13 protein-coding genes are annotated in these 12,639 nt (G+C 69.7%); 8 read left to right on the forward strand and 5 right to left on the reverse strand.

The window, feature by feature from the left end; genetic code table 11:
- The first annotated feature begins 104 nt into the window (after nt 1–104).
- Nucleotides 105–1,889, forward strand: a complete 1,785-nt coding sequence (locus tag NCO8_RS07460; protein WP_067637584.1) for a serine/threonine-protein kinase — start codon at nt 105–107, stop codon at nt 1,887–1,889.
- Between the two features lie 214 nt (nt 1,890–2,103).
- Nucleotides 2,104–2,994: a serine/threonine-protein kinase gene (locus tag NCO8_RS07465; RefSeq protein WP_312032655.1), complete on the forward strand. Its 891-nt coding sequence runs from the start codon at nt 2,104–2,106 to the stop codon at nt 2,992–2,994.
- Here NCO8_RS07465 and NCO8_RS07470 read toward each other — a convergent pair.
- Nucleotides 2,984–3,802, reverse strand: a complete 819-nt coding sequence (locus tag NCO8_RS07470; RefSeq protein WP_167353253.1) for a GNAT family N-acetyltransferase — start codon at nt 3,800–3,802, stop codon at nt 2,984–2,986. The two genes, NCO8_RS07465 and NCO8_RS07470, sit on opposite strands and share 11 nt — an antisense overlap.
- 53 nt (nt 3,803–3,855) lie before the next feature.
- Nucleotides 3,856–4,143: a hypothetical protein gene (locus NCO8_RS07475; protein WP_067637588.1), complete on the reverse strand. Its 288-nt coding sequence runs from the start codon at nt 4,141–4,143 to the stop codon at nt 3,856–3,858.
- A 255-nt stretch (nt 4,144–4,398) separates the two neighbouring features.
- Between NCO8_RS07475 and NCO8_RS07480 the strand changes: the two genes are divergently transcribed.
- Nucleotides 4,399–4,983 (forward strand): hypothetical protein, encoded by a 585-nt coding sequence (locus NCO8_RS07480; RefSeq protein WP_157104822.1) that lies wholly within the window; start codon nt 4,399–4,401, stop codon nt 4,981–4,983.
- A 77-nt stretch (nt 4,984–5,060) separates the two neighbouring features.
- On the opposite strand, the gene NCO8_RS07485 is transcribed toward NCO8_RS07480, so the two are convergent.
- The gene (locus tag NCO8_RS07485) at nt 5,061–6,188 is read right to left on the reverse strand and encodes an acyl-CoA dehydrogenase family protein (RefSeq protein ID WP_067491318.1); all 1,128 of its coding nucleotides are present in this window, start codon (nt 6,186–6,188) and stop codon (nt 5,061–5,063) included.
- A gap of 9 nt (nt 6,189–6,197) precedes the next feature.
- Nucleotides 6,198–7,370 carry an acyl-CoA dehydrogenase family protein gene (locus NCO8_RS07490; protein WP_067637592.1) on the reverse strand — a complete coding sequence of 391 codons (1,173 nt, stop codon included), beginning with the start codon at nt 7,368–7,370 and terminating at the stop codon, nt 6,198–6,200.
- A 148-nt stretch (nt 7,371–7,518) separates the two neighbouring features.
- Here NCO8_RS07490 and NCO8_RS07495 point away from each other — a divergent pair, with 148 nt between their 5' ends.
- Nucleotides 7,519–8,343 (forward strand): hypothetical protein, encoded by an 825-nt coding sequence (locus NCO8_RS07495; protein WP_067637594.1) that lies wholly within the window; start codon nt 7,519–7,521, stop codon nt 8,341–8,343.
- Between the two features lie 81 nt (nt 8,344–8,424).
- Here the strand turns inward: NCO8_RS07495 and NCO8_RS07500 are convergent, their stop codons facing one another.
- Nucleotides 8,425–9,312, reverse strand: a complete 888-nt coding sequence (locus tag NCO8_RS07500; RefSeq protein WP_157104823.1) for an SMP-30/gluconolactonase/LRE family protein — start codon at nt 9,310–9,312, stop codon at nt 8,425–8,427.
- A 103-nt stretch (nt 9,313–9,415) separates the two neighbouring features.
- Between NCO8_RS07500 and NCO8_RS07505 the strand changes: the two genes are divergently transcribed.
- Genes NCO8_RS07505 through NCO8_RS07520 form a run of 4 tightly spaced genes read left to right on the forward strand, consistent with a single transcriptional unit; the run spans nt 9,416 to nt 12,436 of the window.
- Nucleotides 9,416–10,021 (forward strand): alpha/beta hydrolase, encoded by a 606-nt coding sequence (locus NCO8_RS07505; protein ID WP_067637693.1) that lies wholly within the window; start codon nt 9,416–9,418, stop codon nt 10,019–10,021.
- 18 nt (nt 10,022–10,039) lie between these two features.
- The gene (locus tag NCO8_RS07510; protein WP_067637598.1) at nt 10,040–10,435 is read left to right on the forward strand and encodes a hypothetical protein; all 396 of its coding nucleotides are present in this window, start codon (nt 10,040–10,042) and stop codon (nt 10,433–10,435) included.
- Nucleotides 10,428–11,735: a WXG100 family type VII secretion target gene (locus NCO8_RS07515; protein ID WP_067637600.1), complete on the forward strand. Its 1,308-nt coding sequence runs from the start codon at nt 10,428–10,430 to the stop codon at nt 11,733–11,735. Before NCO8_RS07510 ends, NCO8_RS07515 begins: the two co-directional genes overlap by 8 nt.
- Nucleotides 11,732–12,436: an ESX secretion-associated protein EspG gene (locus NCO8_RS07520; RefSeq protein ID WP_067637602.1), complete on the forward strand. Its 705-nt coding sequence runs from the start codon at nt 11,732–11,734 to the stop codon at nt 12,434–12,436. Before NCO8_RS07515 ends, NCO8_RS07520 begins: the two co-directional genes overlap by 4 nt.
- Nucleotides 12,437–12,639: the final 203 nt, after the last annotated feature.

The following is a 12,639-nucleotide window of genomic DNA, read 5'->3' on the forward strand; positions in this document are numbered from 1 at the left end:
GTTCGCGGGCCCCTCGGTGCGGTCACCGACTGCTATGGTTTCGATGATTTTCGGTACGCGCGTGCGCTGGTGGGTCCCGGCGCACGGCGGGAAGTGGAGCAGACATGCTGGCCAACGGAGATGTCTTCGCCGGTTATGTCATCGAACGGCAGCTCGGCCGCGGTGGCATGGGTTCGGTCTATCTCGCCAAGCACCCGCGCCTACCGAGGCTCACCGCGCTGAAGCTGCTCAACCGCGAGATGTTCTTCGACCAGGAAGTGCGTGCGCGTTTCGAACGTGAGGCCGACCTGGTCGCGCGCCTGGATCACCCGAACATCGTCACCGTGTACGACCGGGGCCTCGACGACGAGCAGCTCTGGATCTCCATGCAGTACATCGACGGTATCGATGCCGCCTCGGTGGAACCGCAGTCGCTGCCCCCGGCGCGCGCGCTGCAGATCGTGAAGGAGACCGCCGACGCGCTGGACTACGCGCACGGCATGGGTGTGCTGCACCGCGACGTGAAACCCGCGAACATCCTGCTCGCCCGCTCGGGCGCGGGCCGTGGCGAACGCGTGTATCTCACCGACTTCGGCATCGCCCGCCTCCGTGACGACACCGGTCATCTCACCCAGACCGGCACCTTCACCGCCACCCTCGCCTACGCCTCCCCCGAGCAGCTCACCGGCGCCGCCCTCGATCACCGATCCGACCAGTATTCGCTGGCCTGCACCCTGTTCTGGCTGTTCACCGGGTCCGGCCCGTTCGCGGCGACCAACCCGGCCGCGGTGATCCAGGGTCATCTGCAGCAACCGCCGCCGCCGCTGAGCAGTGTGCGTCCTGGTCTGCCGCCCGCGCTCGACGGCGTGCTGGCCAAGGCGATGTCCAAGCGCCCCGACGACCGGTTCGCTTCGTGTTCGGATTTCGCCGCCGCCGCGATCGCCGCGCTGAACAATCCGAGCTCACCGGCGCTACCGCTCGCCCGGCCGAGCACAGGACCCGGGATGCCGATCACCGGCGGCCCCCGACCCACCACGGGTGGCGCGATCCCGCAGACCGGATCGCCGTATCCCCTTGCGGCACAGGGCCCGATGACGGGCGCCGGAATGACCGGCAACGCGATGACGGCCGGTCCGATGGGTACCGCGCACACCCAGGGCCCGATGACCGCGCCGCCGATGCGCAACCAGACACCCGCGCCACACACCGGCGGCGCCTACAGCCAGCAGTCGCACCCGCAGTTCGCGGCGCCGCGTCAGCCCACGGGCGGCAACTACACCCAGTACCCGCAGCGGCCGCCGTCGAAGTCCAACACCGGGCTGATCGTCGGCATCGTGATCGCCGTCGTGCTGGTGCTGGCCCTGCTGATCGGCATCGGTGTCGCGGCGAGCGGCGGCGATTCGAGCACCACGGCGACCACGTCGACGACCTCGACCACCGCGGCCAAGCACGTCACCCCCGACGCCGCCGCGATCAGCGCCGAGTTCAGCCGGATGGTTCCGCCCGATGCCGACAGCGAGACCGGCTACAACGGCGCCACCTGCTGGGAGACCGATCCCAGCTACACCCCGACGGACAACGACGGCGATCCCCAGTTCGGTTCGTGGGCGTGGCAGTGGCGCTGCTACGGCGGCGGTGACGAGCAGGACAACGACCCGTTCTACCGCTTCTACGTGTACAACTCGGCCGCCGACGTGCAGGCGGTGATCGACGGCCTGCCCGCCAACACCAAGTCGACCGACACCAACGGCGGCAAGCAGTACACCAACTACAAGTACTCCGACAACGGGAACAAGATCATCACCGTGTTCACCGGCGACCCGGATCGTGCCCAGTTCCTGATGTTCACCGACAGTTACGGCGAACCCGAGGACGTACTGCGCTGGTGGCGCTCGGCCCCGCTGAACTGATGCAGGAGACGACGGGCGTCTTCGCCGGGTACACCATCGAGCGGCTGCTCGGCCGTGGTGGCATGGGTTCGGTGTATCTGGCCAGGCATCCGCGCCTGCCCCGGCGCACCGCGATGAAGCTGCTGAACCGGGAACTGTTCTTCGACAACGAGATCCGGGCCAGGTTCGAACGTGAGGCCGACCTGGTCAGCTCGAGCACCCGAATATCGTCACCGTGTACGACCGGGGTGTCGAGGACGACCAGCTGTGGATCTCGATGCGCTACATCGACGGTGCCGACGCCGCGTCGCTGCCCGATCCGGTCGACCCGGCGCGGGCGGTGCACATCGTCACCGAAACCGCTGCGGCGCTGGACTTCGCGCACAGCCGTGGCGTGCTGCACCGCGACGTGAAACCGGCCAACATCCTGATCGAATCGGTGCACGGCGCCGAGCGGGTGTATCTCACCGATTTCGGCATCGCCCGCCTGCACGACGACAACGCCGCGAAGCTCACCCAGACCGGAAGCTTCACCGCCACCCTGGCTTTCGCCTCGCCCGAGCAGCTCACCGGTGTCGCGCTCGACGGTCGCGCCGACCAGTATTCGCTGGCCTGCACCCTGTTCCGGCTGCTCACCGGGGCCACCCCCTTCGACGCGCCGAATCCGGTGTCGGTGATCCAGGGTCATCTGCAACAGCCGCCCCCGTGTGCGAGCGCCTTGCGTCCCGATCTGTCACCGACGATGGACGCGGTGCTCGCGCGCGCGATGGCCAAGCGCCGCGAACACCGGTACGCCACCTGCGCGGAGTTCGCCGCTGCCGCCGCCCAAGCGCTCACCGCTCCCGTCGCCGTCGGCCGAGTGCCCACCGCTCCCGTTGCCGCACCGCGTTTTCCGGTGCACCAGGCGCCCGCGCCGGCCGCGTATCGGCCCAGCTATCCCCCACCACAGCAGTGGCAAGCCGCGCCTCAGCAGGTGCCGAGGCAGAAGCCGGAGAAGTCCGTCGCGGAGGCCTATCTCGGCCCGAAGCGGACCTCACGCTGGCAGGGCTCGGTGATGGGTTGGCTGTCGCTGATCGCGCTCTTCGTCGCCGTCGGCTGGGTGATCGTCGCCGCGCTCAGCGGCTGAGTTCGTAGTTCAGGAAGTCACGCACGGGCCGGAATCCGATTCCCTCGTAGATCTTGTTCGAGGTGGGGTTGTCCAGATCGGTGAACAGGCACACGTCGGCGCCTTCGGCCCGGATCGCCGCCGACACCGCCGCGGTGAGCGCACTGGCGTACCCGTTGCCGCGCCATGCGGCCGGGGTGTAGACCGGCCCGATCCGCGCCCAGCCGAACACCTCGGTCTGCCGGGCGACGAAGCCGCGCGGGGCGCCGTCGACCTCCCACAGCCACCACCACCCGCGCCCGATCAGCCGCAGCGCCCGTTCTTCGTCGAGCGCACGCACGGCACCGATCTCGCGGTCGAAGTCGGCGAACCATGCCAGACACAGCTCCACGTCGTCCGCGGTGGCCTGCCGGGCGACGCCGGGAACCTCGGGCGCGTGCAGGGTTTCGAGCCGGTAGAGCCGCGCGGTGTAGTCCAGGCGGTGCGTGCCGCGGTGTGCCGCCGACCAGTGGGCGAGGAATGCGTCGACTTCGGCACTGGAACCCTCGACGCTGCGCAGGTTCTCGATGTGCTCGACGAGGGTGTCGACCACGGACGGGATGCTCGCGGCGGGCAGGTCGCCCAGGTAGGCGCGGCCGTCGTCGGTGCACTGGGCGAGCCCGACGACGTCCTCGTCGCGCACCGCAAGGAATCGGGTGCCCGAGAAGTTCCCGTTGATCTGGTTGACGACGCTGCTCGCGATCACCGTGTTGCGCAGGGCATCACGGCGCAGGAAGGTTTCGGCCTCGGGCAGGAACCGGGCGGCGTCACCGGTGATATCGATTCGCACCACATCGACGGTAGCGCCTACCCGTCGGTGGTGGAATCGGATCATGCAGTGGCTCAGGCGGTTTCGCGCGGCTCCTGATCGGCGCGCAGCTTGAGCAGGATCAGGCCCGCGGTGCAGGCCAGGATCAGGCCCGCCACCGTGATCTCCACGTGCAGCCCGGCGATGCCGAGGCCGGCGCCGACGAGTCCGCCGACGAAGAACAACCAGCCGAGTACCCGGGCCACGACAGCGAACGCGCCGTTGCCCGGCGGGGTTGCGGTGTCGGGGGTCTCGGGGGCCTCGGTGGCCGGATCGGGGTTCGCCTCGGCCGTTTCCAGCCGGGGTGTCGAATAAGCTCCCATCAGACTCTCCTCGATGACGCCGATCTGATTCTTGCGTCGCGCAAACCTCGCGCGTCAGGGGTTTCGGTCCGGGCGTCTCATGCGTAACTTTGCTCACACACGCTACGACCCTCTCGCTACGAAAGCCCGCGACACGTCACCACGACACGCTTACGAGACCAATCCGATATCTGAATCATTCATGTTTACAATGAGCCGATTTTCCCGGGCTGCACTACTGTGAGGCGACCCGAAGCCGACGAGGAGTACAAGGCGATGGAAGACAGCAGGGCCAAGCTCGTAGGTCCGGCAATCGCTGTTGGCGCGGTGTCGCTCGGACTGATCGTGATCGGTGCGTGCGGCGTCGGACAGCAGGACGTCTACGTGACGCCGCCACCGCTGCAGGCCGGACTGGCCGCGGCACCGAGCCAGGTCGCCGACGACCCGACCTCCACCACGGTCCGCGTCTCGATCCCGCCGTCACCGACCTGGCGCATCGCCCCGTACATGTCGCCGCGCAAGCCTTTCAGCCTCAGCTCCACCGAGACGTCCCCTTCGGAAACCCCCGCACCGGACGAACCGACGAGCGAGGGCCATCCCACCGAGGCGACAACCGAATCCCGTCCGCCGGAAACGACTACCGAGTCCCCCGAGACCACCACCGAGGATTCGACGCCGACCACCACCCGCCCGCCGCGCACGACAGCCCCCACCCGCACGGTGAGCCCGCCACGCACCCGCCCGACCTACGAGGGCGAGTTCGAAGACTCCGACCTCCCCACCACCAACGCCCACGACAACACCACCCGCGCCCCCGAACCCACCACGGCCGCACCGACGACCACCCAGGCCGACGGCTGATCGGAAACGGGGCACTCACAGGGTTCCCGGACAAGAAAATGGTGCGCACCCACGGGGCACGCACCATCAGTGGACTTCTACAACTCCGGCAAGTCGTAACTGCCGACACGATCGGCGAGCACCCGCCGGTGTTCCAGTTCTCCACCGAGGGTCTGGCCGATCGCGGTGAGGCGGGCGACGTAGTGGCTCACCGGGTATTCGGCGGTGACGCCGATTCCGCCGTGCATCTGGATGGCCTCCCGGCCGATGTGGGCGGCGGATTTGCCGATCTGCAGGCGGGCGCGTGAGGCGACGATCGGGTCGTTGGAACCGTCGGCGAGGGCGGCGGTGATGTAGAGGTTCATGCTGCGGGCCAGTTCCAGGGAGACGTAGCAGTCGGCGGCGCGCTGGGTGAGGGTCTGGAACTTCGACAGGGTTACGCCGAACTGCTTGCGCGACTTCAGGTAGTCGGTGGTCGAGGTGAGTGCTACCTGCATGGCGCCGACCGATTCCGCGCACAGTGCCGCTTGGGCGTACCCCTGGGCGAGCGCGATCTGTTCGGCCGCGTCGACCGTGTCGCCGAGCAATTCGCCCGGCGCCGAGGCGAAATCGAATTGGGCGCCGCGGCGGCCGTCGAAGGTGCGGTAGGTGCGCCGTTGCACGCCGGAGCCGGTGGGGTCGACCAGGAACAGGCCGACACCGCCGCCGGGAAGTACCGCGCTGACGATCAGCTGATCGGCGCAATCGCCGCGCGGGACCGGGTTCTTCACACCGGTCAGGGTGTAGGAATCACCCTGCTGCTCGGCGGTTGTGGTGACCTCGGTGGACGGCCAGCGCTGTCCCGGTTCGGCATGGGCGAAGGCGAGCAGGAGGGTGCCCTCGGCGAGCGCGGGCAGCAGCCGGTGGCGCTGATCGGCGCTGCCGGTGAGCCGGATCAGCTCGGCCGGAACGACCACGGCGTCGAGCACCGGTTCGGGGGCAAGCGCACGGCCCAGTTCCTCCTGCACGAGCATCGCCTCGACGGGGCCCGCGCCGACGCCGCCGTCCTCCTCGGGGATGGTGAGGCCGAGGACGCCGAGGTCGGCGAGTTGCTTCCAGACCGTGCGGCTCCAGCCGGGATCGGTGTCACCCGCCTTGGTGAGGGCCTCGCTGTCGTAGAACCGGTGCAGCAGTTCGCGCACGGTGTCACGCAGCATCGTCTGTTCTTCGGTCAGTGCCAGATCCATGTCAGCGCCTCACAATCCGAGGATCGTGGAGGAAATGATCGAGCGCTGGACCTCGCTCGAGCCTCCGTAGATGGTCACCTTGCGGTAGTTCAGGTAGCCGGGGCCGGTGTGCTGGGCCCAGGCGGGTGAGGCGATGTCGTCGGCGTCGACGGGAAGGGCGTCGGCGCCCGCAATGTCGAGCAGCAGTTCGGTGGCCGCCTGCTGCAGTTCGGTGCCACGCAGTTTCAGCACCGAGGAGGCCGGGTTCGGTTTGCCGTCGGCCGAATTCGACACCACCCGCAGCTGGGTGAGTTCCAGGGCGAGCAGTTCGTTCTCGAGTTCGGCGATGCGCGCGGCGAACACCGGGTCCTCGAGCAGGGTGCCGTGGCCGGTGCGGATCGAGCGCGCGTGGTCCTTGGCCAGCCCGATCTTGACCTTGGTCTTGCCGACGCCGGTGATGGAGGTGCGCTCGTTGCCGAGCAGGAACTTGGCGTAGGTCCAGCCCTGGTTCTCCTCGCCGACCAGCTGATCGGCGGGCACCCGGACGTCCTCGAAGAACACCTCGTTCACCTCGTAGCTGCCGTCGATCAGTTTGATCGGGCGCATGGTGACACCGGGCGACTTCACGTCGAAGAGCAGGAAGGAGATGCCCGCCTGCTTCTTGGGCGCCGACGGATCGGTGCGCACGAGGCAGAAGATCCAGTCGGCGTACTGGCCGAGCGTGGTCCAGATCTTCTGCCCGTTGACGATGTAGGAGTCACCGTCGCGCACGGCGGTGGTGCGCAACGAGGCCAGGTCGGAACCGGCGTCGGGCTCGGAGAAGCCCTGGCACCACCAGATGTCGAGGGCAGCGGTGGGCGGCAGGAAACGCTGCTTGAGCTCCTGGGAACCGAACTGGGCGATCACCGGGCCGACCATGGAGGCGTTGAAGGTGAGCGGCTCGGGCACCGAGGCCAGCTGCATCTCGTCGAGCCACAGGTGACGCTGCATCGGCGTCCAGTCCTTGCCGCCCCACTCGACCGGCCAGTTCGGCACGGCGAGCCCGTGGTCGTTGAGGATCTTGTTGGCGGTGACGATGTCTTCGCGGGAAAGCTCGTGTCCGTATTTCACACGGTCACGGATCTCGACGGGGATCTCGGTGCGATAGAAGTGCCGGAGCTCATCGCGGAAGGCGACCTCTTCCGGGGACAGGGCTAGCTTCATACGGGTCTCCCAGCGTCTCTAGTAGCCGTCCTGGAGAAACCTACCCCGCACGGCGACGCCACGACACCACCACGCTGCCACCGGCCCGTCGAACTGGTACGTTGCCACACGGACCGGGGAACCGGTGGGCGAGCAGCAGGGAGTTACGGTGAACGGCAGATCCATCGCAGGTAGGGCGGCGGCGGTGACCGCGGCGAGCATCGGGGCGGTGGTCGTGCTCGCGTCGACCGCGAGTGCGTCTCCTCTCGACGACGCCATCACCCACCTGCACGATCTCGCGGGCGAGGACGTGAGCACCAAGGCCGGTGTCGACGCGATCGCCAACTTCACCGGCATGGTCGGCGCCGACCGCCTGCGTGACATCTCGGCCCAGTTCATCCCGCTGGGCTACGCCGCCCCCACCTTCGGCTGCGGCAGCAACGGACCCATCACCACCATCATCGCCGCCGCGACCGTCGAGGGCCCCGGCCCGCGCACCGGAACCAGCCTGACCCCGGGCGATGTCCGGTTCAGTGCCAGTCCGGCCCACACCGGTGTGCCGCTGGCCTCCGGCCTGAGTGTGGCCTGGGTGAATGTGAACAACGGGCAGAGCGGTATCGCCGCCCTCGACGACCTCACCGAATACCAGTTGCCGTCGCTGTCGAAGACGATCACCAGCGGCGCGGGCACCGTGGTCGCCTCCATGTGGGGCACCATCGACTACCCCGGCGCGCGCTGCGTGATGACGCCGACCGTCGGCACGTTCGTCGTCCCCGATCTGCCGGTGGCGGCTCCCGAAGCACCGGCCGCCCCGCCCGCGCCGGAACCGCCCGCCCCCGCCCCCGGTTCGGGTGCGCCCGGCGCCGGTGCGGCACAGTCGCAGGCGCCCGCCCCCGAAACGCCCGCCCCGGCCCCGGCCCCGGCGGAGGCGCCGCAGCCGGCTCCCGCGCCCGCTCCCCCGGCTCCGCCGTCGGCGCTGAGCGTCGGCGGCTGATCATTCGGCGCCCGAAGCGCCAGGATTCGAAAACGGCCGTCGACTGATGTCGGCGGCCGTTTGTCGTGCGAAGGGTTCGGGTCAGCCGCGCGGGCGGATGCGCAGGACGGTTCCCTCTTCGGTGCCCGCGAGCAGCGCCGACGGGTCGGCCGGGTCGGCGACGACGGCGGTGAGCGGCTGGGTGGCGGCGATCGTGCAGGCACCGCCCGTGGCCAGGTCGACGCGCACCAGCTGTCCGGTCAGGGTCGTCACGTACAGGGCGCCGTCACGCAGGACCAGGTCGTCGACGAAATCGGGCAGCGAACCGAACGAGGTCAGGTCCGCGATGGTTGTGCTCACCGCCGGATTCGTGCGCGACAAGCGAAGCACTCGGCCGACCGGACCGGCCGTGCTATCGACGTAGTTCGCCGTGACGTAGACCGAATCGCCGGAGACGACAACACCATTGGGCCCCTCGACGGTGGCGTTCGACCACCAGGTCATGTCCTCGGTGCCGTCGGGAAAGAGGCGGTGCACGCCGTCGCGGGCGGTGACGTACAGGTTGCCCTGGGCGTCGAAGGCGGCGCCGTTGGGGTGGATGAAACCGGTGGCGAAGGGTTCGGGAACCGGGTCGGCGGCGGTGGGGTCGAATCGGACGACACCGCCGGAATCCGACAGCGGCGAATTGCCGGTGACCACGTAGAGCAGGCCGTCGGGCCCGAGTCGGACGGCGCCGGGTGCGGCGATATCCACCGTGGCGGTGAGCTTTCCGGCGCTGTCGTAGCGCTGTACTTCACCGCGCAGCACGCGCGACACCCACACGTGGCCGCGCTCGTCGATGCCGAAGTTCTCCGACCAGTCGAGTAGCGGGACCGTCGAGTGGATCGCGATCTCCTGACCGGCCCGCCCGCAGGCGGCGACCGGGTCGGCACCGGCGACGCCGGTGACCGCGGTGCTCACGCCTGCCGCACCGACGACAATGCTTGCCACACAACGACGCAACGACAACATGGACGACCTCGACTCTGAACCGGGTGGACTGGCGAAGTGTAACGGCTGGCGCGATGCTTTGGCAGGTGCGGATAATCGGCCGGTGCCCTACTTCGACAGCGCGCGTGGCCGTCTGCACTACCGGCGCAGGTCAACCGGCCTGGTCGCCGCGACCGTCGTGCTGCTGCCCGGCACCGGTCAGCACAGCGGGCACTACCACCGATTCGGTGCCGCGCTGGCCGCCACCGACATCGAGTTGTGGACCCTCGACACCGCGGGACAGGGCCTGAGCGAGGGCGATCCACACGCGCCGGGCACCCTCGACGAGCTGGTCGCCGATGCCAGGGGCCTGCTCGAGGTGGTGCGCGCCGAAACCACCTCCGCGCCGGTACTCATGGGCCACTCCCTCGGCGCCGTCACCGCACTCGCCGTCACCGCCGATCAGGCCGCCGACCTGCGCGGACTCGTCCTGTGCGGCACACCGCGCCGGGCCACCGAGACCGCGCCCGACCCGCGCCTGCCGACGCTCGCGGTGCACGGAATCGACGACCGCCGGGCACCGATCGATGCGATGCGGCTATGGACACAGCGGTATCGATCGGTAGATTTGCGCGAGTACGCCGACGCCGGTCACGACCTGTTGCACGAGCCGGTGCGGGACCGCGTGGCCGACGATATCGCGCGGTGGGTACTCGCCACGGCGGACTGAACGACGAAGGGGGAAGCGGTGCAATCGAATCGCACGGGGCTGCCGAATACGGCGGCGCTCGGTCAGGCCGTCGAGGAGGGCGGACTGTGGGTCGACGGGGTGCTCGTCGCCGACGGCGCGACCGAACGGTGCGCGCTGCGCTACGAACGTCTCGCCGCCGCCGTCGACGCGCAGGTACAGGCCTTGACCCAGGCCGCGACGCTGCCCGGCTTCGGCGGGCTGCCCTCCGGTGCCGCGCTGCGCACCGGCTTCGAGACCAAGACCGGTAATGCGCTCGACCAGTTGCGTGCCTACGCCGCGACGGCTCGTCAGCTGGCCGCCGTGCTGCGGGCCGCCGGGGCCGCCTACCAGGAAAGCGATCAGGTGATGGCGAGCGCGGTCCGGGCGATCGAGACGGGAGACGGGCATGCGTAGCATTTCCGGTGCACCGGGGACCGACCCGGACTACGTGGCCGTCGTCGAGGTGTTCGACAGCCTGTCGCATTCCGAAATCCACACGGCGGTACAGCAACTCGACCCAGCCGCCCTGAGCAGTGGCGGGCAGTTGTATCTCACCGCGGCCACCGCGGTCGGTGACGAGGTCGACAACGCGCATGCCGAGATCCGGGCCGCGATCGCCGACGGGTGGCGCGGGTCGGCGGCGCAGTCCGCCGTCGATGCCCTTCGCACGTTCGAGCAGGTGGGTCGGCAGATCGCGGATGTGCTGACGGCTGTCGGTGTCCGGCTGTGCCAGGCGGGCGATGCGGCGGAGTCGATTCGGGCCGCTGTCGCCGAACCCGCTGCGGCGCAACCCGACCCGGACGGCGCGCTGCTCGATCCGCAGCAGGCCACGGACAACGCCACGATTTCGCGGGAAGCCGAGAACGCCCGGCTGGACGCGGTGCAGGCGATGGAGACGATCTACGCGGGGGCTTTCGTGCCCACCGGGTCGGGGGTTCCCGCGTTCGGCGAGACGAGTTCGGGCACAACGGATGTAGCGGTCGGCAGTGCGCTCGGTGCGGCGCCTTCGTCGGTGGCCACGGTGGTTTCCGGCGAGGGATCCGATGTCGCGGTCACCGGTGCGGCGGCAGGGAGCGCCGTTGGCGATGCGGTGGCAGGGTCGACGGCCGACGGCTCCGGTGCCGTGGTTTCACCGGCGAGTGTGAGCAGCTCGACGGCGAGTACTTCCCTGTTCACAGGCGGTTCCGCAGCGGTCGCTCCGGCGGCGGTCGCGTCCGGAGCCGGTGCGTCGAGTGCCGTGCCCGGGGCAGGCGGGTCCGTCGCCGCGAGTGGGGTGCCCGTCGTGGGTCCTGTTCCCGCCGGCACGCTCGGGCGGACCGGGAAACGCGCGAACGCCTCGCGGAAGGAATCCGGGTCCCCGGCGACCCAGGTGGTTTCGCTCGGCGAATCCGGTTCTCCCGCCACGCGAGCGGCGTCGTCGGAGGATGTCCGCCAGGACCCCACGGTGGCCGGTGGCGAAGCGGCTGCCGGAATGAGTGCGGGCGCGATCGGTGGGCTCATGGGTGGGGCGATGGTCGCGGCGGATCACACCCGCGCACCCGGCGGCCCGCGCCCGCCCGCCCAGCCCGACATCGAGGACGACGACGACGAATTCCTGCGCTTCCTCGAGGAGGAACCCACCTTCCTCGAACCCGCCGACGAGGTGAACCCGCTGATCGGGAAGCTGGAACCGACCAGTCCCGCCGTGCTCGGAGAGTGGACCGAGCAGGAGTGAACTGGCACCTCACGCCCGACCAGTTCGCGCTGGCCTGGGCGCGTACCGACGGCGACCGGATCCCGTATCCGCTCGCCGTTCGCGCGTCCGCCCGCGACACCGCCGAGCGGGCGGCCGCGCAACCGGCACTCGACGCGTGGTGCGCCCGCACTCTCGACCCCGACCTCTCGGCGGCGCTGCGCGTGCTGGCCAAACCGGAGATCCGGGTGGAGGTGTGCGGACACGCGCCCGCGCCGGTGCGCATGCTCGGTGCCGTCGCGGGGGACGTGGCGGTGCTCGCCGTGCAGTCGCCCGGCACCTCGGCCGACCGAGGTGGCGACCTGCACGTTCAGGTCGGTGCGACGAAACGCTTCGCACCCCAGGTCTTTTCCCGGATGCCGCGTCAACCCGTCGGTACCGGTCCGCGCATCGCCGCACCGGCGGCGCGCGTGCGCGAGGACAGCCGCGACCTGGTCACCGTCCCCGTCGCAGGCCCCTCCGACGCTGCCCGTATCCGCAAACTCCTCCAACGCCCGCGCACCGGCATCGGCCAGATCCTCGTCGCCCCGGGGGCTGACGAACCGGCCACGGGTGTCCTGTCCTGGATCGACGTCACCGGCGACGGCCGGTACCTGATCCACTCCGGCCACCAGGTGTCGGTCGCCCCGGCGACACCGGACACCGCCGCCGACTGGCTGCGGCGGCTGTTGCGCGCCGCTTGAGCCGCAGCGCTCGGTCCGGGGCCCTCGCTGGCCACGTGTGACGACGAGGTCGCCGGTGCGGTCCATGCGGCTGCCGGGTGCAGTTCCGGATCGTCGCGGGGTTCCGTTCGGCGTAGGGGCAGGCGGTAGGTCGGAGTTGGTGGGCGGCATCGGATCAAGGCGTAGCACCATCACAGGCTCGTGGGGCGAGTTGTCGATCGAGT

This window comes from Nocardia coubleae NBRC 108252 (genome assembly GCF_001612805.1).
In the GTDB taxonomy this organism is placed as follows: domain Bacteria; phylum Actinomycetota; class Actinomycetes; order Mycobacteriales; family Mycobacteriaceae; genus Nocardia; species Nocardia coubleae.

Coding starts and splice junctions, on each gene's coding strand:
- NCO8_RS07490 (WP_067637592.1), bottom strand. CDS start 7,370: ATGAAGCTAGCCCTGTCCCCGGAAGAGGTCGCCTTCCGCGATGAGCTC.
- NCO8_RS07485 (WP_067491318.1), bottom strand. CDS start 6,188: ATGGATCTGGCACTGACCGAAGAACAGACGATGCTGCGTGACACCGTG.
- NCO8_RS07515 (WP_067637600.1), top strand. CDS start 10,428: ATGCGTAGCATTTCCGGTGCACCGGGGACCGACCCGGACTACGTGGCC.
- NCO8_RS07475 (WP_067637588.1), bottom strand. CDS start 4,143: ATGGGAGCTTATTCGACACCCCGGCTGGAAACGGCCGAGGCGAACCCC.
- NCO8_RS07480 (WP_157104822.1), top strand. CDS start 4,399: ATGGAAGACAGCAGGGCCAAGCTCGTAGGTCCGGCAATCGCTGTTGGC.
- NCO8_RS07460 (WP_067637584.1), top strand. CDS start 105: ATGCTGGCCAACGGAGATGTCTTCGCCGGTTATGTCATCGAACGGCAG.